23 protein-coding genes are annotated in these 25,854 nt (G+C 72.9%); 11 read left to right on the forward strand and 12 right to left on the reverse strand.

Translation table 11 applies throughout. The features are described 5' to 3' along the window. Window positions 1-187 precede the first annotated feature (187 nt). Window positions 188-622: an ATP-binding protein gene (locus ACFYYR_RS29005; protein WP_388859918.1), complete on the reverse strand. Its 435-nt coding sequence runs from the start codon at window positions 620-622 to the stop codon at window positions 188-190. A gap of 240 nt (window positions 623-862) precedes the next feature. On the opposite strand from ACFYYR_RS29005, the gene ACFYYR_RS29010 reads away from it, so the two are divergent. Both ACFYYR_RS29010 and ACFYYR_RS29015 read left to right on the forward strand, forming a co-directional pair. Then, window positions 863-1,729, forward strand: a complete 867-nt coding sequence (locus tag ACFYYR_RS29010) for a helix-turn-helix domain-containing protein (protein WP_388859921.1) — start codon at window positions 863-865, stop codon at window positions 1,727-1,729. Then, window positions 1,726-1,947 (forward strand): DUF397 domain-containing protein, encoded by a 222-nt coding sequence (locus tag ACFYYR_RS29015; RefSeq protein ID WP_388859924.1) that lies wholly within the window; start codon window positions 1,726-1,728, stop codon window positions 1,945-1,947. The genes ACFYYR_RS29010 and ACFYYR_RS29015 overlap by 4 nt, the downstream gene beginning before the upstream one ends. 115 nt (window positions 1,948-2,062) lie before the next feature. Here the strand turns inward: ACFYYR_RS29015 and ACFYYR_RS29020 are convergent, their stop codons facing one another. Beyond that, window positions 2,063-2,821, reverse strand: a complete 759-nt coding sequence (locus ACFYYR_RS29020; protein WP_388859927.1) for a MerR family transcriptional regulator — start codon at window positions 2,819-2,821, stop codon at window positions 2,063-2,065. Window positions 2,822-3,153: 332 nt separating this feature from the next. Between ACFYYR_RS29020 and ACFYYR_RS29025 the strand changes: the two genes are divergently transcribed. Continuing rightward, a complete protein-coding gene (locus ACFYYR_RS29025; RefSeq protein ID WP_388859930.1) occupies window positions 3,154-4,308 on the forward strand; it encodes a N(5)-(carboxyethyl)ornithine synthase in 1,155 nt (384 codons plus the stop codon). Between the two features lie 136 nt (window positions 4,309-4,444). On the opposite strand, the gene ACFYYR_RS29030 is transcribed toward ACFYYR_RS29025, so the two are convergent. Next, window positions 4,445-4,945 (reverse strand): RNA-binding S4 domain-containing protein, encoded by a 501-nt coding sequence (locus ACFYYR_RS29030; RefSeq protein ID WP_388859933.1) that lies wholly within the window; start codon window positions 4,943-4,945, stop codon window positions 4,445-4,447. A gap of 118 nt (window positions 4,946-5,063) precedes the next feature. Here ACFYYR_RS29030 and ACFYYR_RS29035 point away from each other — a divergent pair, with 118 nt between their 5' ends. Beyond that, the gene (locus ACFYYR_RS29035; protein WP_388860168.1) at window positions 5,064-5,321 is read left to right on the forward strand and encodes a hypothetical protein; all 258 of its coding nucleotides are present in this window, start codon (window positions 5,064-5,066) and stop codon (window positions 5,319-5,321) included. An 8-nt stretch (window positions 5,322-5,329) separates the two neighbouring features. Beyond that, on the forward strand, window positions 5,330-5,698 hold the full coding sequence (locus tag ACFYYR_RS29040) for a hypothetical protein (RefSeq protein WP_388859936.1): 369 nt from the start codon (window positions 5,330-5,332) through the stop codon (window positions 5,696-5,698). Between the two features lie 168 nt (window positions 5,699-5,866). Here the strand turns inward: ACFYYR_RS29040 and ACFYYR_RS29045 are convergent, their stop codons facing one another. Then, window positions 5,867-6,754 carry a diacylglycerol kinase gene (locus ACFYYR_RS29045; protein WP_388859939.1) on the reverse strand — a complete coding sequence of 296 codons (888 nt, stop codon included), beginning with the start codon at window positions 6,752-6,754 and terminating at the stop codon, window positions 5,867-5,869. Further along, window positions 6,751-8,358: an FAD-binding oxidoreductase gene (locus ACFYYR_RS29050; RefSeq protein ID WP_388859942.1), complete on the reverse strand. Its 1,608-nt coding sequence runs from the start codon at window positions 8,356-8,358 to the stop codon at window positions 6,751-6,753. The genes ACFYYR_RS29045 and ACFYYR_RS29050 overlap by 4 nt, the downstream gene beginning before the upstream one ends. Window positions 8,359-8,375: 17 nt before the next feature. Between ACFYYR_RS29050 and ACFYYR_RS29055 the strand changes: the two genes are divergently transcribed. From ACFYYR_RS29055 to ACFYYR_RS29065, 3 genes are all read left to right on the forward strand, one after another. Continuing rightward, window positions 8,376-8,966, forward strand: a complete 591-nt coding sequence (locus ACFYYR_RS29055) for a helix-turn-helix domain-containing protein (RefSeq protein ID WP_351508508.1) — start codon at window positions 8,376-8,378, stop codon at window positions 8,964-8,966. Beyond that, window positions 8,963-10,510, forward strand: a complete 1,548-nt coding sequence (locus ACFYYR_RS29060; RefSeq protein ID WP_388859946.1) for a glycerol-3-phosphate dehydrogenase/oxidase — start codon at window positions 8,963-8,965, stop codon at window positions 10,508-10,510. Before ACFYYR_RS29055 ends, ACFYYR_RS29060 begins: the two co-directional genes overlap by 4 nt. A 161-nt stretch (window positions 10,511-10,671) precedes the next feature. Beyond that, entirely contained in the window at window positions 10,672-11,412 is a 741-nt protein-coding gene (locus tag ACFYYR_RS29065; protein WP_388859949.1) for an NUDIX domain-containing protein, read from the forward strand. A gap of 169 nt (window positions 11,413-11,581) precedes the next feature. Here the strand turns inward: ACFYYR_RS29065 and ACFYYR_RS29070 are convergent, their stop codons facing one another. The 3 genes from ACFYYR_RS29070 to ACFYYR_RS29080 all read right to left on the reverse strand — a co-directional run bounded on the left by ACFYYR_RS29070 (window position 11,582) and on the right by ACFYYR_RS29080 (window position 16,588). Continuing rightward, on the reverse strand, window positions 11,582-13,633 hold the full coding sequence (locus tag ACFYYR_RS29070; protein ID WP_388859952.1) for a SpoIIE family protein phosphatase: 2,052 nt from the start codon (window positions 13,631-13,633) through the stop codon (window positions 11,582-11,584). A 163-nt stretch (window positions 13,634-13,796) separates the two neighbouring features. Continuing rightward, entirely contained in the window at window positions 13,797-14,495 is a 699-nt protein-coding gene (locus ACFYYR_RS29075; protein WP_388859955.1) for a class I SAM-dependent DNA methyltransferase, read from the reverse strand. Window positions 14,496-14,761: 266 nt separating this feature from the next. Continuing rightward, window positions 14,762-16,588 carry a trypsin-like serine peptidase gene (locus ACFYYR_RS29080; protein ID WP_388859958.1) on the reverse strand — a complete coding sequence of 609 codons (1,827 nt, stop codon included), beginning with the start codon at window positions 16,586-16,588 and terminating at the stop codon, window positions 14,762-14,764. Window positions 16,589-16,883: 295 nt separating this feature from the next. Between ACFYYR_RS29080 and ACFYYR_RS29085 the strand changes: the two genes are divergently transcribed. Both ACFYYR_RS29085 and ACFYYR_RS29090 read left to right on the forward strand, forming a co-directional pair. After that, the gene (locus ACFYYR_RS29085) at window positions 16,884-17,906 is read left to right on the forward strand and encodes a hypothetical protein (RefSeq protein ID WP_388859961.1); all 1,023 of its coding nucleotides are present in this window, start codon (window positions 16,884-16,886) and stop codon (window positions 17,904-17,906) included. Window positions 17,907-18,016: 110 nt separating this feature from the next. Then, the gene (locus tag ACFYYR_RS29090; protein WP_388859964.1) at window positions 18,017-18,427 is read left to right on the forward strand and encodes a hypothetical protein; all 411 of its coding nucleotides are present in this window, start codon (window positions 18,017-18,019) and stop codon (window positions 18,425-18,427) included. A gap of 113 nt (window positions 18,428-18,540) precedes the next feature. Here ACFYYR_RS29090 and ACFYYR_RS29095 read toward each other — a convergent pair whose 3' ends face one another. Both ACFYYR_RS29095 and ACFYYR_RS29100 read right to left on the reverse strand, forming a co-directional pair. Continuing rightward, on the reverse strand, window positions 18,541-19,242 hold the full coding sequence (locus tag ACFYYR_RS29095; protein ID WP_388859967.1) for a response regulator: 702 nt from the start codon (window positions 19,240-19,242) through the stop codon (window positions 18,541-18,543). Next, window positions 19,230-20,477, reverse strand: coding sequence for a sensor histidine kinase (locus ACFYYR_RS29100; protein ID WP_388859970.1), 1,248 nt, complete (start codon window positions 20,475-20,477; stop codon window positions 19,230-19,232). The genes ACFYYR_RS29095 and ACFYYR_RS29100 overlap by 13 nt, the downstream gene beginning before the upstream one ends. A gap of 378 nt (window positions 20,478-20,855) precedes the next feature. Between ACFYYR_RS29100 and ACFYYR_RS29105 the strand changes: the two genes are divergently transcribed. Next, entirely contained in the window at window positions 20,856-21,593 is a 738-nt protein-coding gene (locus ACFYYR_RS29105) for a DUF4232 domain-containing protein (protein WP_388859973.1), read from the forward strand. Window positions 21,594-21,771: 178 nt separating this feature from the next. On the opposite strand, the gene ACFYYR_RS29110 is transcribed toward ACFYYR_RS29105, so the two are convergent. Continuing rightward, complete coding sequence (locus ACFYYR_RS29110; protein WP_388859976.1) at window positions 21,772-22,665, reverse strand: alpha/beta hydrolase; 894 nt, start codon at window positions 22,663-22,665, stop codon at window positions 21,772-21,774. Window positions 22,666-22,752: 87 nt separating this feature from the next. Then, window positions 22,753-25,854, reverse strand: a complete 3,102-nt coding sequence (locus ACFYYR_RS29115; protein ID WP_388859979.1) for an NHLP bacteriocin export ABC transporter permease/ATPase subunit — start codon at window positions 25,852-25,854, stop codon at window positions 22,753-22,755.

The raw sequence follows: 25,854 nt of genomic DNA on the forward strand, positions 1-25,854 counted from the left end.
GAGAGCAGTGGCTGTTCGTTCCCTTTGATTCCTTGACCTCCGCGTTTCACTCGCGGTGGCGTCCGAATGCTGAGCGCAATCGCGAAAGTGCCTTCCGAGCTGGGCTGATGAGGCTCGACCAAGCCTTCTGCCACCACAGCAGGAAGGCACTTTCCGCGTGCACAGGCAAGAGCTGGGCGAGCCCCGCTCACCAGCTCATGTCCGCCCACACCACTTTGCCGAAGGGGCGCTCATCGACACCCCATTTCGCAAGCCGGTCCACGATGAGCAGACCCCGTCCGCGCTGCCGCTCGTCGGACTCCGGCCGTAAACGAGGGTGCTTCCGCACCGGGTCGTGCACCTCGATGCGTACGCGGCCCGTGCCGACCACGACCGCCAGGGCGACGAAGTCACCGGGCTCGGTGCCGTAGCGAACGGCGTTGGTCACCAGCTCGGAGACCACGAGCTGCACATCCCGGACGAACTCCGGGTCGACGCCGGGCAGGTCGCGCTCCATGACCTCGCGGGCATAGCTGCGCGCGTGCCCGACCGTCCCGGGTTCGCTCGGAAAGACGGCCTGCGGCGACGGATCCGATGCGGGTGGGCAACTGGCTGCCCTGTCCGGACCTTGATGCATGGTCATCACGCAGATCCCCTCATGGGAAGTGCTGCACCGACGCAGGGGTCACCACACCGGAACGGCACGAGCTACATCTTCGCGTCACAGCGTGCTCCGGCATCCGCACGCACCGCACCCAATCTCACGAAAGAGTGAGAATTTACAGATGAATGCGAAAGGTGCCACCCGTGGGTGCCATCGCAGATGACACCGGCCAAGCGCACACGGCAGACTGTCCGTCAGGATTCGAGAGCGGAGGGCAACGTGAGCGCACCGACCGTGCGTCGGCGCAGACTCGGCACCAAGCTCCGCGCCTTACGCGACGGGCGCGGACTGACGCTTGAGGACGTGGCGGAGAAGTCCGCATCCACCGAACGTCCCCTCACCATCGCCAAGTTGTCACGCCTGGAAACCGCCCGGAGCGCGGCCAAGCCCGACGACATCGGCCATCTGCTCGACCTGTACGAGGTCACCGACGACGAGTTGCGGACGGCCCTGCTCGCGCTCACCCGCGAGGGTGGACAACGCGGCTGGTGGCAGTCGTATCGCGGCGTTCTCTCACCGGTCTACGAAGACCTGATCAGCCTCGAGGCCGAAGCGACTTCTGTATGCACGTGGCAGATGGGCGCAATTCCGGGGCTGCTTCACACAGGTGAGTACGCGCGGGAGATCATCACAGCCACTGCCATGTCAGCCGCTGTCGAAGCTCAGGTTGACGCACTCGTGGAGGTCCGCCTGGCCCGACAGGCGGTTCTCACACGCGAACAGCCGATCGACCTCTGGGCGATCATCGCTGAAGGTGCACTTCACGCGAAGAGCGTCGGTGACGGAGTGATGCGCGAGCAACTGTCGCGGTTGCTCTCGCTCAGCCGTCGTCCCAACGTCAACATCCAGATTCTGCCGACACGGACTCCGCCCCATGTGGGGCAGATCGGGTCCTACTCGGTCCTCGGCTTCGAGGGACATACGGACCTCGATGTCGCCCACACGGAAAGCTTGACCTCGACCTTGTACGTCGAGAATCCGGAGCAGGTGGGCATCTACCGGGCGGCTTTCGAGCGGTTGCGCGCCGCCGCACTGCCGGTGGAGGCATCCACCGAACGCATCGCAGAGATAAGGGATCAGGCATGAGCCACATGGAGAACGCGTCGACGCTGGCCGTTGCGTGGTGGAAGTCATCACGGTCCGATACCGGAGCGCAGTGCGTCGAGTTCGGCGTTGTCGATCACGAAACGGTCGCCGTCCGTGACAGCAAGGACCCGTCCGGCCCCGCCCTGCTGCTGAGCCGTGAGCAGGTGGCCGGCCTCGTGGCGGCGGTGCGCGAGGGCCGGTTCGGCCACGGTCTGTAGACGTACCTGAAGGGCAGAGCGGTCCGCCCCCGGCACGTCCGGGGGCGGACTCGCGCGTTCACACCGCAGGGCCGCCGCTGCGGGCCTTTTCCCGTGGCGGCGGCCCTGTTCCGGCTCAGCTCAGCCGGGTCGTGGCGTACGCCTCGATGGCGTCCCGCTGGTAGGCGGCCAGGCCCGGCGCGATCGACTCGTAGGCCGCGCGCCACGGCTCGTTCTCCACGCAGGCACGCCCCAGCGCGCGGTACTCCTCGGCGGATACGGCGAGGAGCTCGGAGAGCGCCTGGTACTGGGCGTCGATCTCGGCCTGCACGGGTTCGGCGTCCGCCGGGGTGCCTGCGGCCATCAGCTCGGCCAGCCGGATCATCTGGGCCGTGCGCTCGCGGCGTCCGGCCTCGACCTGGGCCTCGCTCATCGTCGCGGTGTGCCGCTCGATCGCCCCGGCCAGCTCCGGGAAGTCCTGCAGGGTCGCCTGGTACTGGGCGGGCTGGATCCCCTCGAAGAGGTTCTCCGGTCGGTTGATGGTCATGGGTCTGCCGCCCCTCCTGGAATGCTCCAGTTCGGTGATCGTGCGGGCGACGGTGCCGGCCAGGGCGTCGAGCCGGTCGCGCTCGGCGAGCAGCCGACGGTGGTGGCCCCGCAGGGCATCCACCTCGTCGACCTGCGAGGCCAGAACCTTGCCGATCTCGGGCAGCCCCAGGCCCAGCGCACGCAGGACGAGGATCTGCTGCAATCGCAGCAACTCGGCTTCCTCGTAGTAGCGGTGGCCGTTGGTACCGATCCAGGCGGGCGGCAGCAGACCGATCTCGTCGTAGTGCCGCAGTGTCCGAGCCGTCACGCCCGACATCCGGGCGACCTCCGCAGTCGGCCAGGCCATCGCCGCCTCCCTCACGAGTGCTTCACCGGGCCGGTCTTTCCGGCCCTGGTCAGGACGGTAGAAGCTTCCGCTGCGGCAGCTTCAAGCCCCGGCGCCCAGAATCCCAGCGCGCCGTCGCTGCGGCCGTACCGACGTCGTCGCACGGCTTCTGCCGAACGATCCACTCCGCAGACTGCCGCCCGCGACCAGCGCGAGTACGCCGAAAGGGCGATCCACCGCCCTGAAGACACCGGGGTCGAGCCCATCAGGACACCCCGGTCCGGAGAAGTGCTGTCGGCCCGGGGCCCCGCGGCCCCGGGGTGTGTTAAACAGGGCGTAACCAAAGGGGTACTTTGCAGCAGCTCAAGCTCGGAATCATGTCGCAGTCCCGCAAAGAGAACGAGCACCGCCTGCCGATCCACCCAGCGCACTTCGGACGTATCGACGCCGACCTCCGGGCCGGCATCCATCTGCAGACCGGTTACGGAGAACGCTTCGGCGTTCCGGACAGTCAACTCGCACCGCTTGTCGCCGGTTTCGGCTCACGCCAGGAGCTGATCGCGGAATGCGACGTCATCCTGCTGGCCAAACCGCTGCACGAGGATCTGGCGGAGCTGCGGGACGGGCAGGTGCTGTGGGGGTGGCCGCATTGCGTGCAGGACCAGAAGGTCACGCAGGCCGCCATCGACCGCAGGCTCACCGTGATCGCCTTCGAGGCGATGAATCACTGGACCCGCGAGGGTTCGTTCAACCTGCATGTCTTCCACAAGAACAACGAGCTGGCCGGTTACTCGTCGGTGCTGCACGCCATGCAGCTGACCGGTTCGACCGGTGACTACGGGCGTCGGCGCCGTGCGGTGGTGATCGGATTCGGCGCCACGGCCCGCGGCGCGGTCACCGCGCTCAGCGCGCTGGGCGTTCACGCGGTGGACGTGCTGACTGCCCGCGGCGTCACCGCCGTCAGCTCACCGATCCACTCGGCGCGGATCGTGCACTTCGACCACGACGAGGCCGACGACACCCTCGACCCGCGGCGCAGCGTCGCGCTCACCGAGCACGGCCCGGAGCCGCTGGCCGAGTTCCTCGCCCGGCACGACATCATCGTCAACTGCGTGCTCCAGGACACCGCGGCGCCGCTGATGTTCCTGATAGAGGAGGACCTGCCGAAGCTCGCGCCCGGCACCCTCGTCATCGACGTCTCCTGCGACGAGGGCATGGGCTTCACCTGGGCCCGGCCGACCACCTTCGACGACCCGATGTTCACCGTCGGCGACCACGTCCGCCACTACGGCGTGGACCACAGCCCCTCCTACCTGTGGGACGCGGCCACCTGGGAGAACAGCGAGGCGCTGATCCCGTTCCTGCGGCCGGTGCTCGCAGGACCGGCCGGCTGGGACAGCGACAACACGATCCGACGGGCGATCGAGATCCGCGGCGGCACGGTCCAGAACCCAGCGGTCCTGGCCTTCCAGCACCGCGCCGAGCAGTACCCGCACACGGTGCTCTGAGCCGGTCCTGCCCGGTCGTCGGCGTGCCCGGTGCCGGTACGCCGACGGCCGGGTACTCCCAAGCCGTCGGCGGGGACTCGTCGCTGGTCCAGCCGTATCCGGTTCAGCCCATGGACACCCGCCCCGGCGTGCGGCCCTACCGTGACGGGCGCCCCCGCAGCCGGTCCAGTTCGCGGCGTTCGCGGTTGGTCAGGCGGCCGGCGTCGCGGCGGCGGTCGCCGGTCGGGCTGACGCCGGTGTCGGCCGGCGGCGGTGGGCTGTGATCCACATAGCATTCCACCGCGACGGGAGGACCGACCCGCTTGTTCACCAGGCGGGAGACGACGACGATGCGCTCGCGTCCGGCGATGCGCAGGCGCACCTGGTCGCCGTTGCGCACCGGGTGGGCCGGCTTGACCCGCTCACCGTTGATCCGCACATGACCGGCCCGGCACGCCGAGGCCGCCAGCGACCGGGTCTTGGTCAGCCGGACCGACCAGATCCAGCTGTCGATCCGTACCGTCGCCTGGTCTGCACTCATGCCCACGACCGTACGGCAGGAGGCCGACGGACGTCCTGGTTCCGGGCGTCCACCACACCTGCTGTCGTCCCACGGACTGCCCCATTCCCGGGCGCGAGGAACGTCCGAAGGGCGCACTGCCGACGGAGGGGGTGCGCGGGCGGGAGCGCGCTCCTCAAACCCCATCCGCGTCCGGCGGTCCCGCTACGGGTACGAGTACGTACCCGTACCCTGAGGCATGGGAAGGAGCGCCATCATGTCCGACGCCAACGTCCGTATTCCCGAGGAAGCCAAGGAGCGCCTCGCTGCCATAGCCGCTGCCGAGGGGTTGTCGCTCCGCGCCTACCTGGCCCGCCTCGCCGAAACCCTGCTGACCCCGCAGGAACGCACGGAGCGTGCGGAACAGGCCCGCGCCGCGCTGCGGGACTGGAGCGGCTATGACCCGACCGCCGCAGAGCAGCGGGACCTCGACGAGGAACTGGACCGACGCCTGGCGCGGTTGATCCAGGGGTGAATGAGGCGATGCACATCGTCCTGGATGAGACGGCGATGGCGGCAGCGGGGCAGGGCAATGTTCTGGCGTCCCGCCTGATCCACCGCGCGCACGCCGAGCCGGGCTGGTTCCTGTACGCCACGACGTGCGCGTTGGTCGAAGCTGACCGTACCCGGCCGGGCACTGCGGAGCACATCGCCGCCCTACCGGGCGTTACGGTCCTGCATCTGGATCTCCCGGCGGCCCTGACTGTGGCCCGCGAGAAGACGTGGGCTGCGGCGCACTCGCAGTACGCGGCGCTACCCACCGCCGAACGGCCCGACGGCGCGGTCGTCGCGACGGCGGTTCCTGACCAGTGGACCGGTCTGCCGATCCGCGTTCTGGATCTCAGCCCCTGACCGTTCACCTGGCCGCGCGCGGGGTGAGCCCTGTGCCGGGCCTTCCCCTCGGCCCCAGCCAGCGGCATCCTTCCCCCGGGCCGGGCGCGCCGCGGGGTTCCGGCCACCCCTGACGCGCCCGGCCCCCGGGGCTCGTGATCACACGCGGCACCCGTCACTTCGGCACGATCACTGCACAGCCGGCCCCATGACCTCCACCGCCCCCGGCACGCACTCCGCCCGGAGCGGCAGGTCGCCGACCAGCTCGCCGTCGGCGTAGCCGAGCACCCCGGGGGAGTCGATCTCCACGGTCCGGCCGGTGTAGGTCCGGACCCGGGGGTGGCTGGTGTGGGTGCCCTTGTACACACGGGGGAAGACCCGGACGAGTTGGCTCCGGCCGACCGCCTCGACCACGGTCACCGTCAGACGGCCGTCGGACAGGGATGCGCCGGGGCACATCAGCATGCCGCCGCCGTACGACGGGCCGTTGCCGACGGCGACCAGGGTCGCGTCGGTCTCCACCGGGCGGCCGTCGACGCGGAGGGTGAACGGCAGCGGGCGCAGCCGGGCCAGTTCGGCGACGATCGCCAGGTTGTAGCGGGCCCGGCCGCGCGGCCAGGTCATGCTGTTGGCCCGGTGGGTGACCAGGGAGTCGAAGCCGGAGGTCAGCACCGTGCCGAACCACCGGTCGCCGCAGCGGCCGAGGTCGACGCTCCGGCGGACACCGTGGGTGATGAGACGCGCCGCTGCCGCCGGGTCGTCGCGCGGGATGCCGAGGGTGCGCGCGAAGTCGTTGCCGGTGCCGGCCGGGACGACCGCCAGGGCGGTGCCGGTCCCGGCGACCGCCTGGAGGCCGATGCTGACCATGCCGTCGCCGCCGACCACGGCCAGCACCTCGGCACCGGACGCCACGGACTCCGCCGCCCGGGCCCGGGTCCCGGCGGTGTCCCGGCCGGTGACGGTCTCGGCCTGCCAGCCGGCGGCGCCGAGCTGCCGTACGGTCTGTTCGGCGACGCGCCGGGCGGTGCCCCGCCCGGCGGCCGGGTTGAACAGGACGGCGGCGCGTGGGCCGGTCATGACACCGTGGGGATGAGCTTGCCCGGGTTGAGCACGCCGACGGGGTCGACCGCGCTCTTGACCGCCGCCAGCACCTCGACGCCGAGCTGCCCGATCTCGTCCTCCATCCACGGGCGGTGGTCGCTGCCGACCGCGTGGTGGTGGCTGATCGTGGCGCCGTTGGCGGCGATGACGTCGCCGGCGGCCTGCTTGGCGGCGCGCCACCTGGCCTCCGGAGCGTCCCCGGCGGCCGCGGCGACGCTGAAGTACAGGCTCGCGCCGGACGGGTAGGCGTGGGAGAGGTGGCAGAAGACCACCGGGTCCGGCCCGTCGTGGCCGAGGCTCTCGGTGAGGGCCCGGGTCACCTGTTCGCGGAGCTTGGCGAGCCGTGACCAGGAGGCCGCGGTCTCCAGGGTCTCGGTGAGGATGCCGATGTCCAGCAGGGCGTCCCGCATGTAGGGGCCGGAGAAGCGGGACCGGCGCCAGGCGGTGGCGGTCTCGGAGTCCAGGGCGGTCGCGCCGCGTTCCCGCAGCAGGCCGCCCACCGCGGCGCGGCGCTCGGCGACCTGCTCGGCGGTGCCCTCGTAGCTGACGACCGTGAGGCAGCCGGGGGGCGCCTCGGCGCCGGCGACGGCGGCGTTGACGAAGGTCTCGGTCTCGTCCGAGATGCGCATCGCGGTGGGCAGCGCGCCGCTCTGGGCGAGCTGCCGCACGGCGGCGACGCCGGTGGCGAAGTCGGGGAAGGACCAGGCCTCGTCCGCGCGTTCGGCCGGGAGTTTCCGGACGCGGACGGTGACTTCGGTGATGACGCCGAGCACGCCCTCGGAGCCGAGGAAGAGCTGCCGGAGGTCCGGGCCGGCGGCCGAGGCCGGGGCGCGGCCGAGGTCGAGGGTGCCCTTGGGGGTGGCCACGCGGAGGCCGACGACCATGTCGTCGAAGCGGCCGTAGCCGGCGGAGGCCTGGCCGGAGGAGCGGGTGGCGGCGTAGCCGCCGATGGTGGCGTACTCGAAGCTCTGCGGGAAGTGACCGAGGGTGAGGCCGTGGGCGCCGAGGAGCTCCTCGGCCTCGGGGGTGCGCAGTCCGGCTTCCAGGGTGGCGGTGCCCGACTCCTCGTCGAGCCGGACGAGCCGGTCCAGCCGCCGGAGGTCCAGGCTGACCACGGCGTCGAACGTGCCGCGCAGCGGCTCCACTCCGCCGACGACACTGGTGCCGCCACCGAAGGGCACGACGGCGATGCGGTGCCAGGCGCAGGCGGCGAGCAGTTCCTCGACCTCCTGGTGGGTGCCCGGGCACACCACGGCGTCGGGGGCGGTGGAGACGTCGCCCGCCCGGCGGCGCAGCAGGTCGGGGGTGCTCTTGCCGCCGGTGTGCCGGATGCGGGACGCCGGGTCGGTGAGCACCTGGTCGGCGCCGACGACGGCGGTCAGGGCGGCCAGCACCGGTTCGGACAGCGCGCTGGGCGGGAGGGTCAGATCGCTCTCGGCGACCGGGGCGGGCGCGGTGGCCGAGACGCCCAGGGCCTGACCGATCAACTGGCGTACGGAGTCGTTGAGTGTGCGGGCCTGCCCGGGGTCGCCCCAGGCGTTCCAGGCCATCTCACCGACGCGGTGGTGGGGACGAGTCATGCAGTACAGTGTTACACATGACGTCAATGCGTAAAAGAGAGGACGCCATCCTCGATGCGGCCCGGCAGTGCATCGAGGCCTACGGAGTGCGCCGCACCACGCTCACCGATGTCGCCCGCCGCGCCGGCGTCAGCCGCCCGACGGTGTACCGGCACTGGCCCGACATCTCCTCGCTCGTCGGCGATCTGCTCACCCGCGAGCTGCGGGCGGTCATCGCGGCGTGCACTCCCCCCTCCCCCGACGCCCGGGCCCGGGAGCGGCTGATCGGCCAGTGCACCGGCACCGTCGAAGCGCTCTGGGGGCACCCGCTGTTCAACCGTTTCGTGGAGACCGAGACGGATGTGCTGGCGACGTACGTGTTCCACCGGCTCGGCTCCAGTCAGCTCGCGGCGCTGGAGCTGCTCCGCGCGGAGATCGAGGCCGGGCAGGCCGACGGCTCCGTACGGGAGGGCGACGCCGACGAGTTCGCCCGGTTCGTGCTTCTGACCGTCCAGTCCGTCACCACCTCCCGGCGCCTGGTCGAGGACACGCTGTCCGACGACCGGCTGCTCGCCGGGCTGCGGCGGCTCCTGGACGGATACCTGCAACCGCTGGAGGCCTCGCGATGACCCGCAGCCCCGCCCACAGCCCCGCCGACCGTCCCGGCTCGCTCAACGCGGCGCGGCGGGCGCGGTCCCTGGACCTGCTCGGGGACCGGCCGACCGTCGACGTCCTGGTCGTCGGCGGAGGTGTCACCGGCACCGGGATCGCGCTGGACGCCGCGTCCCGGGGCCTGAGCGTGGTCCTCGCCGAGAAGCACGACCTGGCGTTCGGCACCAGCCGCTGGAGCTCGAAGCTGGTCCACGGCGGGCTGCGCTATCTGGCCACCGGCGATGTCGGCATCGCCTACGAGAGCGCCCGCGAGCGCGGCCTGCTGATGAGCCGCACCGCCCCGCACCTGGTACGCGCCCTGCCCATGGTGCTCCCGGTCCACCGGGACACCGGCCGGCTCCGGGCGGCGACCACCCGCACCGGCTTCCTGCTCGGCGACGCGCTGCGCCTCTCGGCCGGCGCCGGCGCGCGGAACCTGCCCGCCTCCCGCAGCATCTCCGCGGCGCTCACCCTGGCGCTCGCCCCCGCCCTGCGCCCGGCCGGGCTGCGCGGCGGACAGCTCTCCTACGACGGCCAACTCACCGACGACGCACGGCTGGTGGTGGCCCTCGCCCGCACGGCCGCCGCGCACGGAGCGCACGTCCTCACCCGGTGCGGCGCGGTGGAGCTGGACGGGCGGGCCGCCGTCCTGCGGGACGAACTCTCCGGGGAGAGGCTGGAGATACGGGCCCGCTGCGTGATCAACGCCACCGGAGTCTGGGCCGACACCCTCGCCCCGGGCGTACGGCTGCGGCCCAGCCGCGGCACCCATGTGGTGCTCCCCGCCTCGGCGCTCGGCCACCCGACGGCCGCGCTGACCGTGCCCGTCCCCGGTGAGACCAACCGGTTCGTGTTCGCGCTGCCGCAGTCCGACGGCCGGGTCTACGCGGGCCTCACCGACGAGCCGCTCGACACCCCGGTGCCCGACGTTCCCGAAGCCCCCGGCGAGGACATCGACTTCCTGCTGGGCGTGCTCTCCCGGGCACTCGCGACGCCGCTGAGCCGCGAACAGGTCATCGGCGCGTTCGCGGGACTGCGCCCGCTGCTGGACTCCGGCGGCGGCCGCAGCGCCGACCTGTCCCGTCGGCACGCCGTCCTCACCTCGCCCTCCGGGGTCATCACCGCGGTGGGCGGGAAGCTCACCACCTACCGGGCGATGGCCGAGGACGCGGTCGACGCGGGCATCGCCCGGGCCGGGCTCGCGGCGGGCCCGTGCCGGACCCAGGCCCTGCCGCTGATCGGCGCCGCCTCCCCCGGCCGGCTGGCCGCGTCGTCCGCACCGGCACGCCTGGTCGCCCGGTACGGCAGCGAGGCGGAGGCCGTCCTCGCCGACGCCGCGGACGACCCCGCACTGCTGGAGCCGGTCGCCGCGGACGTCACCGGGGCCGAACTCCGGTGGGCCGTCCGGCACGAGGGGGCGCTGGACGAGGACGACGTCCTGGACCGCCGCACCCGGATCGGCCTGGTGGCCGAGGACCGCGAGCGGGCACGGGCGGCGACACGGGCGGCACTGGAGGGCTGAGGCCGGCACGACGTAGGGGGCGGGTCCGGCGGGCCGGAGCGGGGCTGCCGGGCCCGGCCGGGCGTCGGATCGGCCAGGTTCTCGGCGGCGCTCGACCGTTCCTTGAGGTGCCGGTCGGCACGGCAAGGGACGCGAGCCGAGGCTGGTTCTACGATGGGCCGGTGACCGAGACACTGCCCCCAGCGGGCATTGAACTCCTCGAGGTGGAACGGCTCCTGTTGGCCGAAGCCGCGGAGCCACCGCTACCGCCCCGGGACGCTGAGGCCCGGGACCGGGTGTGGGACATGGCGGTCCGGGCCAACCCCACCCTCTTCGACGGGCCTGTGGTGGCATGTGGGGGACTGGAGTGGACGGGCCCGCGCGCCCTGCGTCTGTCGTGGGTGCGTGTGACCTACCGGCACTACGCCTTGCGTCGCGTGCCCGGTGCCACCGCGCTGCCCTCACTGTTCGTGAACGTCGTCCAGCCGACCGACGACGGCCGTGTGCTGGTGGCGAGGATGTCGCCCTCTACGGCCGCCCCGGGCCGCTGGCAGCTGCCAGGAGGGTCAGTGGAGCCTCCCCAAAGTGGGGCGGTGCTGGACGAGTCGGCACTGGCCGGCCAGGCCGCACGGGAACTCGTCGAGGAGTTGGGGACCGGCGCAGCGCCCGGGGACCTGAAGCTGTGGGTCGTCACCCGTGGCGAGAACGGCAGTGTCGGCCTGACCTACCTCGCCCCGGCCCTTCCCGAGGCAACGCTGCGCGCGGACTTCACCGCTGCCGCGGCAGCCGAGTGCGCCCAGGGCCGCGAACCTGAACTCGACGGCATCGCCCTGGTGCGCTCACCGGATGAACTGGCCGCTCTGTCCGGTCCACAGGCGGATTACCTGGAACCGATCGTCCGCCGCTTCTTTGGGCACTGCTGAGATCAGACGCCGGAGAGGAAGTCGCGTCCCCGTTCGTCGAGTTCGGGAGAGGCAGGGATCACCCTTCAAGATCATCTCGCGACGGCTCCAGGGCTCACCTCGGCTGGACCCCCAACCGGCTCGGAGCCCTCACAGGAGCCCCCGGTCGCGGACGTTCACCCCCGCCCCGTCACGCCGCCTCCGGGCCGCCCCTGCGCTGTTCCTCGGGGATGGGCTGTTCGAACCAGACCACCTTGCCGGTGCTGAGCCGGGTCGCTCCCCAGCGTCGCGCCAGGTGGTCGACGAGGAACAGGCCGCGTCCGCCCTCGTCCCCTGCCAGGGCCCGCCGCATCCGGGGGACCTGCGGGGAGTCGTCGCCCACTTCGCAGCGGAGCACATCGGTGCGGAGCAGGCGCAGGGCGATCGGCCGGGAGGCGTACCGCACGGCGTTCGTCACCACTTCGCTGACCATCAGCTCGGTGGTGTCCAGCATGGATTCCAGGCCCCAGCGCTCCAGCGCCCGCCGGGTCAGCTCCCGCGCGCGGCCGGGGGTCTTCGCATGCGGTCCGAGGAACCAGTACGCGACGTTGAGCGGTGGGAAGCCGTCGAACCGGGCGGCGAGCAGGGCCACGTCGTCGTCCCGCGCCCCGGGTCCCAGGATGTCCAGGACCTCGTCGCAGAGCGATTCCAGCGGGGGCGCCGGGACGGCCTGCGCGGCGGCGTGCAGCCGGGCGCGCAGCAGTTCCACCCCGGTCGACACATCCCGTTCCCGGGACTCGACGAGGCCGTCGGTGTAGAGCACCAGGGTCGCGCCGGTGGGGGCGGGCATCTCCACCGACTCGAAGGGCACGCCGCCGACGCCGATCGGTGCGCCCGGCGGCACCTGGAGCACCTCGCCGGTGCCGTCCGGGTGCAGCAGCACCGGCGGCGGATGGCCGGCGTCGGCCACGAGCAGCCGGTGCGAGATGGGGTCGTAGATCGCGTAGAGACAGGTCGCCATGTGTTCGGTACCGAGCCGCTGTGCCTGCTCGTCGAGGTGGTGCAGGACCTCGTCCGGCGGCAGGTCGAGCCCGGCGAGGGTCTGCACGGTGGTGCGCAGCTGACCCATGATCGCGGCGGAGGTCATGGAGTGGCCCATGACGTCCCCGACGACGAGGGCGACCCGGTTGCCGGGCAGCGGGATCGCGTCGTACCAGTCACCGCCGACCTGCGCGGTCTCCGCGGCGGGCAGATACCGGCTGGCCAGCCGGACACCGGTGGTGCTGGGGAGGGACGAGGGCAGCATGGTGAGCTGGAGCGCGTCCGCGACGGAGGCCTCGCGCCCGTAGACCACCGCCTTGTCGACCCCGAACGCGGAGTGGGCGGCGAGCTGGGAGGCGACGAGCAGGTCGTCCTCGGTGAAGGCCGCCCGGTCGGGGACGCGGAGCAGGACGACGGTGCCCATGAGGTGGCGGGGGCCGAGCAGCGGGGCGACGATCAGCCGCCGGTCCAGCGGTGTCTCCGGCACGCTCGTCACCGGTTCCAGCAGGTCGGCGGCGGTGGACCGGAGCTCCGGGTCGTCGCCGAACACCGCCTGGCCGTCCAGCAGCGTCCCGGCGAGCGGATCGGTGACGGTGAGGCCGGAGAACCCGGAGGTGCCGGGACGGACGTCGGTGACCGGCTCCTCCGGCCCTTCGGCGATGCAGTACAGCCGCAGTGCGAGGGGGGTCCCGGCGGGGGCGTCGCCGACGGGCAGCGGCTCGCGGAGGTGGACGAGGATCGCGTCGGCGAAGACGGGGATCGCGGCCCGGCACAGTTCGCACAGCGTCTCGCCCACGTCGATGCCGCGGGCGATCTGCCGGGTCGCCGTCTGCAGGTAGCGGAGGCGGTCGGTCTGCTGTGCGGCGGCGGGCTCCGACGGGTCCGGCAGATGAGCGGCCACGGGAGCCCCGGTGGCCGGTGCCGGGGGAAGCGCCTCGTCGCCCGGGACCACCGCGCCCGGCCGCACCCGGCCGGGCTGCTCGCTGTCCGCACGGCCGACCGGTGGGAACGGCCGGGGCTGCGGTGGGGAGGGGGACCGGGACGGGGACGCGGACGGGGACGGCTGCCCGGCGGTGCCCGGCGGGCCGGGCGGCTGGTGCGGTGAACCGACCCCGGTGCCCTGGGGCACTGCCGCAGCGCTCCCCCGCCCCGGGGCGCCGGCAGGTCCGTCGGCTCCGGGGCCCGGTCCGTGGGGTGCTTCGTGGGGGGTCGGGGGCTCCATCACTCGCGTCGTTCCGCTACTGGATATCCGTTAGGGGGATCGTTCGGCATTCCGTGTCGTCGCGCTGTTTCGTTGTCCGTGCCGTCGCGTCGTTTCGTTGTCGTCGCGTCGTTCGTTGTCGTTGCGCCCGGTGGCTGCTGGGGGCCGCGGCAGGCCGGGGCTCTCAGCCGAGCCGCTTGCAGGTGAGGAAGATCTGTTCCTCGGGCGGCACGTCCGAGATGGCGGGGGCATAGGTGTAGGAGGTTTCGTCGACGATCTCGAACGCCGCCTCCTCGACGACCGTGCGCAGGTCGTCCCGGAGATAGCCGGACACGCGGATGACATGCCCGAGGAACGGGATCGAGAAGTAGTCCACATCGGCCTCCACCATCGAGAGGACGAACAGTCCGTCCGGGACCAGCAGGTGGTGGACCGTCTTCAGGGCCAGGGGAATCTCGGCCCGGGGCAGCATCAGCAGGGAGAAGAACGCGGCGACCGCGCCGAACCGGCCCAGGTCCCGCGGGCCGTCGGGGCTCAGATCGGCGATGTCGAGCTGGTGGAAGGTGGCGGCGGGCACGTGCTGCCGGGCGAGCCCGACCATCCCGCCGGCGAGGTCGATCCCGACGACGTCGAACCCGGCATCCGTCAGCTGCCGGGCCGTCGGCAGCCCGGTGCCGCAGCCGAGATCCAGCACCCGGGCCCCGGCGGGCAGGGACCGGATCAGCCACTCGGCGGCGGCGACCTGTCCGTCCTTGTGCGGGAAGGCCTCGTCGTACCGGTCGCCGATGGCATCGAACGCCTCGGCCTGTCCTGCCCGGTCGAGCCGCAGGCCACCGCTGTCCGTCTCGTCGAACTCGTCGATCCCGTCGATCCCGTCGATCACGAATGCGTCCCTCCCGGACTGGCTGGCGCATTACTCCCATGATGCACCTCGTACCGGGCGGTCCGCGGCGGTCGGGCCCGCCTTCCCCACGGGGCGCGGCCGGGCCCAGCCGGGGCGCGGTGACCGTCCGGGGTCCGCGCTCGCGCTGGGTCACCGGCGCCGGCCGGGGGGTGCCGTCGGCGGGCAACCACGCAGGGTACGGAGAGCCGGTCCCGGAACGCGCTCCTCCGCCGCTCCGGGACCGGCCGTTCCGCCGGACCGTCGGATCAGCCCGCCGGGTGGGGCACCAGGACGGTCTCCCGGCCGCCGCCGGCCTCCCCCGCGCCCGGGCGGAGCGTGAGGGCGCCGTCGGACCAGCGGACGAGGATGTCGTCCGCCCGGTGGTTCCCGGTGTAGTCACCGGCGGCGAGCACGGTGGCCTGCTTCCACGGTGCGCCCGGGGCCTCGAGCTGCTTCTCCCCGTGGAAGCCGTCCTGGTCGAGGTCCGGGTAGAGGGTCAGCTCCCCGTCGGACCACCGCACCATCAGGTCGTGCTGTCCGGTGCCGGTGAAGTCCCCGGAGGTGAGCGTTGCGGCGTTCTTCCAGGTGCCCGTGGGCGGCGCGAGCTTCTTCTCGTCGTGGAACCCCTCACGGTCGACGTCGGTGAAGAGCGTGACGGTGCCGTCGGACCAGCGGACGAGCAGGTCGTTCGCCCGGTCGTCGGTCGTGGTGTAGCGCCCGGCGGTGACGGAGGCGGCGCGCTTCCAGCGGGAATCCGGCTTCTGCAGCTGGACCTCTCCGTGGAGGCCCTTCTCGTCCACGTCCGGGTACAGCGTCACCTCACCGTCGATCCAGCGGACCAGCAGATCGTCGTCCCGGCCGGCCCCGGTGAAGTCGCCCGCCGTCACGGAAACGGCGTTCTTCCAGGTGCCGTTGGGGCCGAGGACGCGGATCTCCTTGTCGAAGGTGCCGCCGCCCTCACCGGCTCCGCGGTAGATGCTGAGCTCGCCGTCGGACCAGCGCACGAGGAGGTCGGAGTAGTCCTCGCCGCCCGGGTTGCCGCCGGCGAAGTGCCCGCCGGCCAGCACGTCGGCGTGCTTCCAGGTCCCGGCGGTCCCCAGCACTCCGCGCCCGGCCGGCGGCTTGCCCGCCACCGCGGCCTCGTAGAGCGCCCTGGCGTCCGCGTCCAGATAGGAGCTGTAGGAGACGTCCGCCTTGTCGCCCCCGGTCTTCCAGCCACCGATGACGCCGATGAGGCCCCAGCCCTCGCCCTTCCGGACCAGGAACGGGCCGCCGGACGTGCCGCCGCTGTACCCGTCGCACTCGATCCGGAGGAAGCTGCCGGGGATGCCGGGGTCGGTGCTGTCGTACCGCGTCGTCCGGTCCCAGCAGTCCAGCGGGCCGGTGCGGTTGGCGGGGTAGCCGGTCAGCCGGACCGCGTCGTGGACGTAGCCCGGGTCGGTCATCAGGTCGACGCTGCCGACGACGTCCTGCACGTTCTTCCCGGCCCGCGGCTCCAGCCGCAGGAAGGCGAAGTCCAGGTCGGCCGCCTTGTCCGGCCCCTTCGCCAGGTACCGCTTGTCGACGTAGATCCGGCCCGGGTCGACCGCGAACGCACCGTGCGGCTTGGCCCCGTTGTTGTACTGGGGCACGAACGTCAGGTTCTTCCGTGCCTCCTTGCCGTCGAAGCAGTGACCGGCGCTCATGACCAGGTTCTTGCCGGGGCTGGTCACGACGCTGCCGCTGCAGAAGCGCCCGGTGTCCGTGCCGTCCTGCCAGAAGAAGGTGCCGGCCATCGGCAGCCCCTCGAAGGGCTTGCCCGGCGACCGGGCGGCACGCTGCTCGCCGGATCGGGAAGTCCGCACGGACGCCGCCCCGTTGAGGTTCCGGTCCTCCGCCACGGGCCGGGCGGCGCGCATACGGGCCGGAGTCCAGTGGGCTTCGGCGCGCGCCGAGGCGAGAGCGTCGGGATGTGCCGAGGCGCGGGCGTCGGCACCGGCCGGGGCCGGTGCGGGAACGGGCGGTTCCGCCGGTTCCGCCTGTGCCGGGGTCAGCGGCAGCAGGGCCAGCGCGGCACCCCCCGCAAGAGCGCCGAGCGTTCTGCGCACATGCATGGTGTTGTTTCCCCCCAGGGAGGAGAGCCGCGTCAGTGGGTGACGTGCCCTCGTCGAAGTGAGTCATGATCGTACGACACAATCGGACAAGCGGGCGAATAAGGTGATGGACCGCCGCCACCCCTGCCCGACCGGCCCTTTTTCAGCGGTATGCACCCGTCCCGTCACCGCGCGTTCGCCCGCCTTGCCGGGTGTTTTGTCGCCTTTACCCTGGCAAGAGGGGAGAGCCGGGCCCGCGGAGCCGGCGCCCGGAAGGGGGCGCCGCGAGCGGGCCACAACGCCGGAGGACGGCAGGATGGACGAGGACGCCGAGGCCCCGGACGAGGGGTACGAGGAATTCCCGGGGACCGAGGAGGAGCCGGACGTGCTGCTCGACGTCCCGGTGCTCAAGGTCGACGAGATCGAGCTGGAGGTGGAGAACCTCACCGCTCGCGTATCGCTCCAGGCCGAAGTGCTCGATCTGCTGAAGCTCCATGTCGGCGCGGATGTCGCGCTGGGCCGGGTTCAGCTCGGCATCAAGGGCGTGGAGGCGCAGGCGCTGCTGAAGGTCCGGCTCGGTCATGTCGCGGGGATCATCGACCGGGTGCTCCAGACGATCGATCAGCACCCGGAGATCCTGGAGCAGATCACGCGCGGGGTGGGCTCCGCGGTCCAGGAGGTCGGCACGGGCACGAGCAGAGCCGTGGGCGAACTCGGCCGCGGTGCGGGGGAAGCCGTCGAGGACGTCGGACGGGGCGCGGGCGAAGCGGTCGAGGACGTGGGGCAGGGCGCGGGCGAGGCCGTCGAGGGCATCGGGCGGGGAACGGGCGAAGCGGTCGAGGACGTGGGACGCGGAGCGGGCGAGGCCGTCGAGGACGTGGGGCGGGGCGCCGGGGAGACCGTGGAGGAGGTCGGCCGGGGCGCCGGGGAAACGGCCGGAGCGGTCGGACGCGGCGCGGGCGGAGCAGCGGGCCGGACCGTGGAACAGGCCGGTGACCGGGTCACCGGGGCCGCGAGCCGGACGGCGAACGCCACCCGCACCAAGAAGGCGGCCGGCAGCAAGAAGGCCACCGAGACCAAGAAGAAGGCCGGCGCCAAGAAGACGACCGGAGGTAGGAGCGAGTCCGGCGCCAAGAAGACGGCAGCCAAGAAGACGACCGGGACCGCGGGCACGAAGAAGTCCGGCGAAGCCGCCCGTTCGGAGCGCAAGAAGAGCCGACGGGCCCCTTCGACGGCGACGGAACCGGACGACTCCGGCCGGCGCACCACCCGGACGACCCGCGGCAAGGCCGAGCGCCGCACGAGCCGCAAGCGGGAGCGCGACGAGGAGCAGGAGTAGTCACCGGAGCTGCGGGAGTAGGCGCCGGAGGAGCAGGAGTAGTCGCAAGAGCAAGAGCAAGAGCAGGAGCAGGAGCAGCAGGTGCACGTTGCGCAGACCCAGGAACGGGAGTGGGAATCGTGAACGGCCGTGCCCGCACAGCCGGTTCGGACCCGGACACCTGGGATGTCGCGCTGCTCGCCTCGGTCCGGGCCCGTCGGCTGCGGTTCGGCGCGGTGCCGGATGTCGAGGTGCGCTTCCACGGCAGCCCCGACCGGGCATCGGTGTCGCGGAGCGTGCGCTCCCGTCTGCCGGACCGTGTCGGGACCGCGGTGGACTATCGCGACCTGCGGATCGACTCCGTCGTGGCGTCCCGGCTCACCGACGACTCCGCGGAGGAGCCGCCTCGTCGGCCGCCCCGGGCGGCCCGACGGACCCCGCAACCGCCACCGTCACCGCGGCCTGCGCGGCGCCCCGCCCGTCCGCCCCGGCCGGCCCGGCGTGCGCTGCCGCCGGTGCGACGTACCGGACACCGGTCATAGGGCGCGTTTGAGCTGTGCCGGCCCGGTCCCCTGGCCCGGACGCCACCAAGCCACCGCCCGGCACTGCCGCTGCCGAAGAAGGCCAGGTCACGCAACGCGTTCCGACGGGAGCACTAGCCGACGAGGCCAGACTCCCACGCCCACGCGGCGATCTCGACGCGGTTGCGGGCGTCGAGCTTGCGCTGCACGTTGCCCAGGTGTGTCTTCACCGTCGACAGGGTGACGTACAGCTCCGCCGCGACCTCCTCGTTCGTCCGCCCGCGCGCCACGCGCCGTACGACCTGCAACTCCCGCTCCGTCAGCGGACCGACGGGCCCGCTCGCGGGCGGGGGAACCGGCGCGGTGGCCTTCGCGGGCGCGGAGGCGGCGGGCGGCGTCATATGGCGGAGCAGGCGCACCGTGACCGACGGAGAGATCATCGACTCGCCGTGCGCCGCCGCGCGCACGGCCTCGGCGAGCAGTGCGGGAGAGCCGTCCTTCAGCAGGAACCCGCAGGCCCCGTTGCGCAGCGCCCGGTAGACGTACTCGTCGAGGTCGAAGGTGGTGGCGATCAGCACGTTCAGCGGGTGCCGTGCCTCGGGACCGGCGAGCCGCCGGGTGGCCTCCAGGCCGTCCAGCTCCGGCATGCGGATGTCGAGAAGACAGACGTCGGGGCGCAGGCGGCGCGCCTCGGCGACCGCCGTCGCGCCGTCGGCGGCCTCCGCGACGACCTCGATGTCGGGCTGGGCGTCGAGGATCATCCGGAAGGCCGCCCTGACCATCTCCTGGTCGTCCGCGAGCAGCACGCGGATCGTCTTCCCCTTCACGGTTTCCATGATTCCAGAGGCAGTTCGGCAGCGACCCGCCATCCCGCGGTGCCGTCCTCGCGCGGGCCCGCCGTGAAGGTTCCGCCCAGCGTCCCGACGCGCTCGGCCAGCCCCGTCAGCCCGAAGCCCGGCCGGCCGGACGCCTCGCTGCCGTCCGCCGTCGCTGCCGTCCCGGCGGCCCGCGCCGCCGTGGCGTGGGCCGGTGCGCGGCCGTCGTCCGTGACGGTCACGGTGAGCGTCCCGCCGGGCGACGGCCGTACGTCCACGGTCACCCACCGCACCCCCTCGCCGTGCTTGCGGATGTTGGTCAGCGACTCCCGCACCACCCGGTGTGCGGCCGTGGTCAGTTCGGGACGGAGCCCGTGTCGCGCTCCCGTCAGCTCGGGGGCGAGGGACACCTCGGCGGTGGCCGGGCCCGCGGCAGTGAACTCCTCGGTGAGGCTTCGCAGTTCCCCGTCCAGGTCTCCGGCCGGGCGTGTGGCGGCCGGGCCCTCACCGGGCGCGCGGAGCACCGAGACCATGTCGCGCATCGACTCGATCGCCTGGGACCCCGCGCGCTCGATACCCGCCAGCATCCGGTCGAGGTCGTCGGGCGCGGGCGCGTGACCCAGTGCTGAGGCGTACCGCACCGCCTTCGTCTGCGCGACCATCGCCGTGACGTGGTGCGCCACGAAGTCGTGCAGCTCCCGCGCGTACTCCAGCCGCTGCGCCTGCCGGTCCGCCTCGCGCTCGCGGGCGCGGACGGTGTCGAGCAGCCGCAGAAAGAGGCCGAGCAGGACCGCGAGCACCAGCGAGAAGAAGATCACGGCTTCGCCGAACTCGGTCAGGTTGACGTACTCCGCGCGCGGCAGCCGCAGCGGCAGCAGCCCGGCGGCCAGTCCGCCCGCGGCCGACAAGGCCGCCGCGGACGCCGGGCGTGCCGTCCGTACGGCACGGGCCACGAGCAGCAGCAGCGCCGTCAGCTCCGCCGCCCCCGGTGTGACCTCCGGCCGGTGGGTGAGCTGCACGGTGACGACGGACAGCGCGCCGGACGCCGCCACGGCGACGGCAGCAGCCACCGGGAAGCGGCCGACCGGGACGACGAGCGCCCCCACGCACAGCGCCCCCGTGGCGACGGTCGCGACGGCCGTGGGCACATACCCCGTGGCCGCTCCCTCGGCGACGAGCAGGGCGAACACCAGGACGGCCGCCATGGCCGACAGCGCCCGGCGGAGAGGAGAGCTGGGTAAAAGAGTGGGGATCACGCTGCCTCACGTTACGGCCACGCCGCCGCCCCGCCGCCCGCCATCTCCGACTTTCGGCCGATACGGAGCCGCCGGCGGGCCGCCCGGGTCGGCTGGACGGCTGATCCGGAACGGGGGCGCCGCGCCGCAGGATTGAGGCGTCCACCGCCCGTCCCACGTCCCCCTTTCGCGCTGCCCGCCCTCGCCGTCGTGTCCGCCACCGGCTCGCGGCGGTCCGGCGCCTCGGCGGACCCGTGCGCCGAACGGTGACATGCCTTGCACAGAACGTCGTGAACAATCCTCGGTCATCCGCGATCGCAGTGTGGCCGAGACTGCCGACCTACCACGAGTCCGGCCGGGCGCCTGCGGGAGCGGGCGGCCGGGCCGTATCCGACACCCATGGGGGACCTTGTGAAGACAGCTCGCCATACCCGCCCGTTCCGTACCACCGGCCTCGTGGCCGTGGCTGCCGCCGCCGCGTTCTCGCTGACCGCCTGCCAGGGCGACGGCGGCAAGGACGACGCGGGCAGCTCTTCGTCGTCCGCGGCCGCGTCGTCGAAGGACTCCGGAGCGGATGGCTCGGCTCCGGCGGGCTCCGAGGCGAAGGGCCCCGAGACGAAGGGCTCCGGACGGACCGGCTCGGGCCCGACGGGCAGCAAGTCCGGTGACAACGGCAGTGGGTCCGTCGCGCGCGGCGGTGGGGGCGGTGACAAGGACGGCTACGGGCAGGTCTGCGGCGCCAACGACCTGTCCTGGACCGCCACGTCGAAGACCCAGGCCGGCGGCTACATCCTCCTCTCGGTGAAGGCAAAGCCGGGCATCACCTGCACGCTGCCGGGTCATCATCCGGTGGTGGCGTTCGGGTCCGACGGCACCGAGGCGGGACCGGCCGAGCAGGCGCTCACCGAGCAGGTGAAGCTGAGCGGCGGCACCGTCGCCTATGCCGGGGTGAACCCCAAGACCACCAACAACGACTACGGCAAGGAACTCGACAGCATCATCGTCAAGGTGTCCGGGGACGACCAGGCCGACCCGGTCAGCCTGTCCACCGGCAGCATGACGGTCGACAGGCCGGTCGTCACCAACTGGCACACGTCGCTGCAGGACGCCGTCCCCGGTGACCTGGGGACCAGCTGACACGACGTGCGTGGCGGGCCGGGTTCGGGTTCGGGGTCGGCGGACCACATCACAGGCGGCGAGCCCGAAGCCGGGCCGGACCCGGGGCCGTGGGGGGCTCCGGGTCGGGCCGGAGGCCCGCTCGCCGGCAGGTCGGCCCGGGGTCCGGCACACAACACGCCGGACCCCGGGCCCGGTGTCACACCGGGCCCGGCTCGAAGCCCTGCCCCTCCGCCTGCCCCAGCAGCCCTGCCGCCCGCAGGAGCACCGACGCGGTGAGCAGACCGCCCCGGATCGCATGCCCGGCCCGTGCGGGGACGCAGCGGTCCCGCGCCGGATCGTGCTCGGTCATGATGACGCCCGCGTGGTCGGTGGCCGCATCCTCCCGGTGGACGGGCCAACCGCGCGCCTCCAGGGCCGCGGCGAAGGCGTCCGTGTGCTCGCTCCCCATGACCGTGTCGTGGGTGCCGTGCACGAGCCACACCGGCACGGACGACACCGGGACGGCCGACTCCGGCACGGGCGAGGCCTCCATGGCGGCGATGTCCTCCAGCGGAACGGTGCCGGTGGTGCGGGCCGGACGGTCGTAGCGGGAGCCGATGCCGACGACGGCCGCGAGGCGCGGGCCGTCGGCCGTTCCGGGGCGCAGGACGACGCCCATGGCGGCCGGGGCGCCCGCCGACCAGCCCGCGAGCACGAACCGTTCGGCGTCACCGCCGTGGCCGGCGGCGAAGTCCCGGGCGAAGGCCAGGGAGTCCAGCAGCTGGGAGCGCCCGCCGTCGGGGGCGTCGGAGCGCCAGTCGGGGACGCACACCCGCAGCCCCGCCCGGGCCACGGTGGCGGCCAGCGGCCCGAGGATGTCGCGCTCGTCCGGTGCGATGCCGTGCCAGAGCAGTGCGGTGGGGCCGCGGTCCGGCGCTCCGGGGCCGGGGCGGTAGACGTCGACCGCCTTGCCCCCTGCGGTACGGGCGAGTGTGCGGCGCACCCCGAAGTCGGGGGCTCCGGGGACGTGCTGCCCCTCGGCGGCGTCCTGCCGGACACCGGGGTCCGGGGTCCTGGCCTCCCCACGAGGCGTTCCGGCGTCCGGTGTCACAGCGGCGGCGCTCCTGCTCCTGTCCGGCCGGTGGTCCGCCGGTTCCGGCGGCCGACGGCGTGCGTCATCGGGCGGCGGACGAGCGGGTCACTGGATCTGGCGGCGGACGAGTTCGCGGAACATGCCGCCCGTATCGGCGAGCAGGTCCGCGGGCGCCCCCTCCTGCACGACCCGGCCGTCCGACATGACGATCACCCGGTCGGCGTCCATGACCGTGGACAGCCGGTGGGCGATGACGACCCGGGTGGAGCGCAGCTTGCGGGTGCTCTCGCTCACCACGCGCTGCGTCTCGTTGTCCAGCGCGCTGGTCGCTTCGTCGAAGAACAGGATACGCGGGCGGCGGATCAGCGCCTGAGCGATCATCAGCCGCTGCCGCTGGCCGCCGGAGACGGTGCCGCCCCCGTCCGAGAGGACGGTGTGCATGCCCATCGGCATCGCCTTGATGTCCTCGGCCAGGCCGGCCATCTCCGCGGCCTCCCAGGCCTCTTCCAGCGAGAACATCTCGGCGCCGCAGATGCAGTCCAGGATCGACCCGGTGAACGGCTGGGAGTTCTGCAGCACCACACCGCACTGCCGTCGCACCGCCGACTGGTCGAGCGCCGAGAGGTCCTGCCCGTCGTAGAGGACGTCGCCGGCGGTGGGCCGGTCGAAGCCGATGAGCAGCCGCAGCAGGGTCGACTTGCCGCAGCCGCTGGCGCCGACGATCGCCACGAACTCGCCGGGCCGCACCCGGAACGACACGTCGTCGAGGACGAGCGGGCCGTCGTCGCTGTACCGGAAGGACAGGCCGCGGGCCTCGATGCCGCCGGTCAGCTCACCGGGCTGGGTGCTTCCGCCGCGGACCTCGGGCACCTCGTCCAGCACCGGCTTGATCTGCTCGAACATCGGCAGCACGGCAGCGGCCGAGAGGAGGGCGCCGGTGAGCTGGTTGACGGAGGTCAGCAGCATCGTCACCGCGGTGTTGAAGGTGAGGAAGCCGCTGGTCGACAGCGATCCCCGGGCCGGGCCGGCGAGCAGCACGAACATGATGAGGGTGCAGAGCGGCAGGTAGACGGCGTTGACGACGGTGATGAGGTTCTTGATCCGGCCGACCCGCTGCTGGAGTTCCCGGCTGCGGGCGAACTCGCGCGCCCAGGCCGCGTAGGCGAAGCTCTCGGCCGCGGCGACCCGCAGTTTGGGCAGTCCGCGCAGCGTCTGGAACGCCTGGTTGTTGAGCTTGTTGTTGAGCTCGATCAGCCGCCGCTGCCAGCGCAGTTGCCACAGCCCCATGGCGAGGAACACGGAGGCGATCACGATCAGCATGCCGATCGCGGTCAGCGCCAGCGGGACGCTGAAGCAGAGCAGCAGGACGAGGTTGACCGCGCCGACCGTCCCGGACTGCACGGCGATCGAGCTGATCCCGGAGAGCACCCGCCGGATGGTGCTGATCCCCATCGCCGCGCTGGCCAGCTCCCCGGTGGACCGCTCGGCGAAGAAGCGCGTCGGGAGGCGCAGCAGCCGGTCCCAGATGGCGGGTTGCAGGGTGGCTTCGATGCGTCCTTCCATGCGCAGGATGGAGGTGTTCTGCAGCAGCATGAAGGCGGCCGAGACCAGGGAGGTGGCCACCAGCGCCAGGGAGGTCTGGACGATGAGGCTGTTCTCGGCGTTCGGCACATAGGTGCCGAGCACGGTGCCGGTGGCGATGGGGACCAAGGCGCCGAGGCCGACCGCGACGAGGCCGCCCAGCACGAGGTTGCGCAGGTCGAGCCGGGTGCCGCGGAGGCTGAACAGCAGCAGCCGCCAGGCGGGCATCCCCTGTTCCGGCAGCGGCCGGTAGAACATCACGGCGCGGGGCTCGATTCCGGCGGCCTCCGCCTTGCCCAGGCGCGTCCGCTCGCCGCTGGTCGCCTCCACGGCCTCGTACCGGCCGCGGCGCCAGAGCAGCGCGACCGGCTCGCCGGTGTCGGCGCGGTGGCCGACCAGGGGGCCGATGTTCTCCCGCCACCAGCGTCCGTCGAGCTTGATCACGCGGGTGCGGAAGCGCGAGCTGAGGGCGATGCGTTCGACCGGGTTGAGCCGGTCGTTCAGCGACCCGCCGCCGGTGGGTTCGCTGACGGTGATGCCGGCCGCGGCCGCCACCTTGCGGCAGACCTCGAGGGTGGCGTCGTCGGTTCCGGCGGCCGGGCCCGACCGGCCCCGCCGCGACCGGTTCATGGAGGCCAGCAGCGCCTGGTCGGCCTGGGCGCGCACGGTCTCGCCGGCCTCGATGCCCGCGGCCGTCCGGTCCTCGTGGGCGCGTTCGAGCTGCTCGATCCAGCCGTCCAGCGCGAACAGCAGCCGGGAGAGCTGGTTGACCATCTGCTGCCACAGGGCGCCGTCGATGAGCAGGTCGGCGGCGGCGTCCGTGCTGTAGGCGGCGCCGTACTGCACACTGCCGGGCGCGACGGGCATCCACAGGATGTCGTCGTCGGCCGAGCCGTACGCGGACTCCGCGGCCACGGCCGGGGCCTCGTCGGAGTCGGGGCCGGGCGCGCCGGCTCCGGGGGCGAGCTGCCCGTCGAGGGGTGCTTCGAGGAGCACGCGCAGGCTGCGCCCCACGCCGCGGGCGAAGGCGTCGTCCAGCGCGGAGAGGGCGGTGGCGGGGCCCTGGGCCCAGGGGTCGCCGTAGCCGGTGCCGTCCGACGGTCCGTACGCGGTGCCGTAGCCGTACTGCGTGCCGTGGCCGTCCGAGTGTCCGTAACCGTCCGGGGCGCCGTAGCCGCCGTGGGTTCCGTAGCCGCCGTGCGCCCCGTACCCGTGCCCGGTGCCGTACCCGTTCCCGGTGCCGTACCCGTACTCCGGGGCGTACTCGGTGGGGAAGAGTTCGCGGAGCTGGATCCGGCGCAGCACGCAGCCCCGCAGCGGCCGGCCGACCAGGGTGTGCCGGGGGCCCTCGACCGGGCCGAGCAGCAGGGTGCCGGTGCCGAGCCGGCCGAGGAAGTGCCAGTGGCCCTGCTGGCCGGCGTCGACGGCGAACAGGTCCAGGGCGCCGTCGGCCACCAGCCACAGCACGTGCGGCCCCTCCAGCGACAGGCTGCGCACACCGGCGCAGTCGACCGCGGTGCCCAGGCCCCCGAGAGCGTCGACCACCACATCGCCGGACCCGCCGGTGCCGGCGGCGCTGCCGGACCCGCCGGTGCCGGTGGCGGCGGGGTGGTGCACGGATGACAC

Source organism: Streptomyces sp. NPDC001922 (assembly GCF_042891165.1).
Lineage (GTDB): Bacteria > Actinomycetota > Actinomycetes > Streptomycetales > Streptomycetaceae > Streptomyces.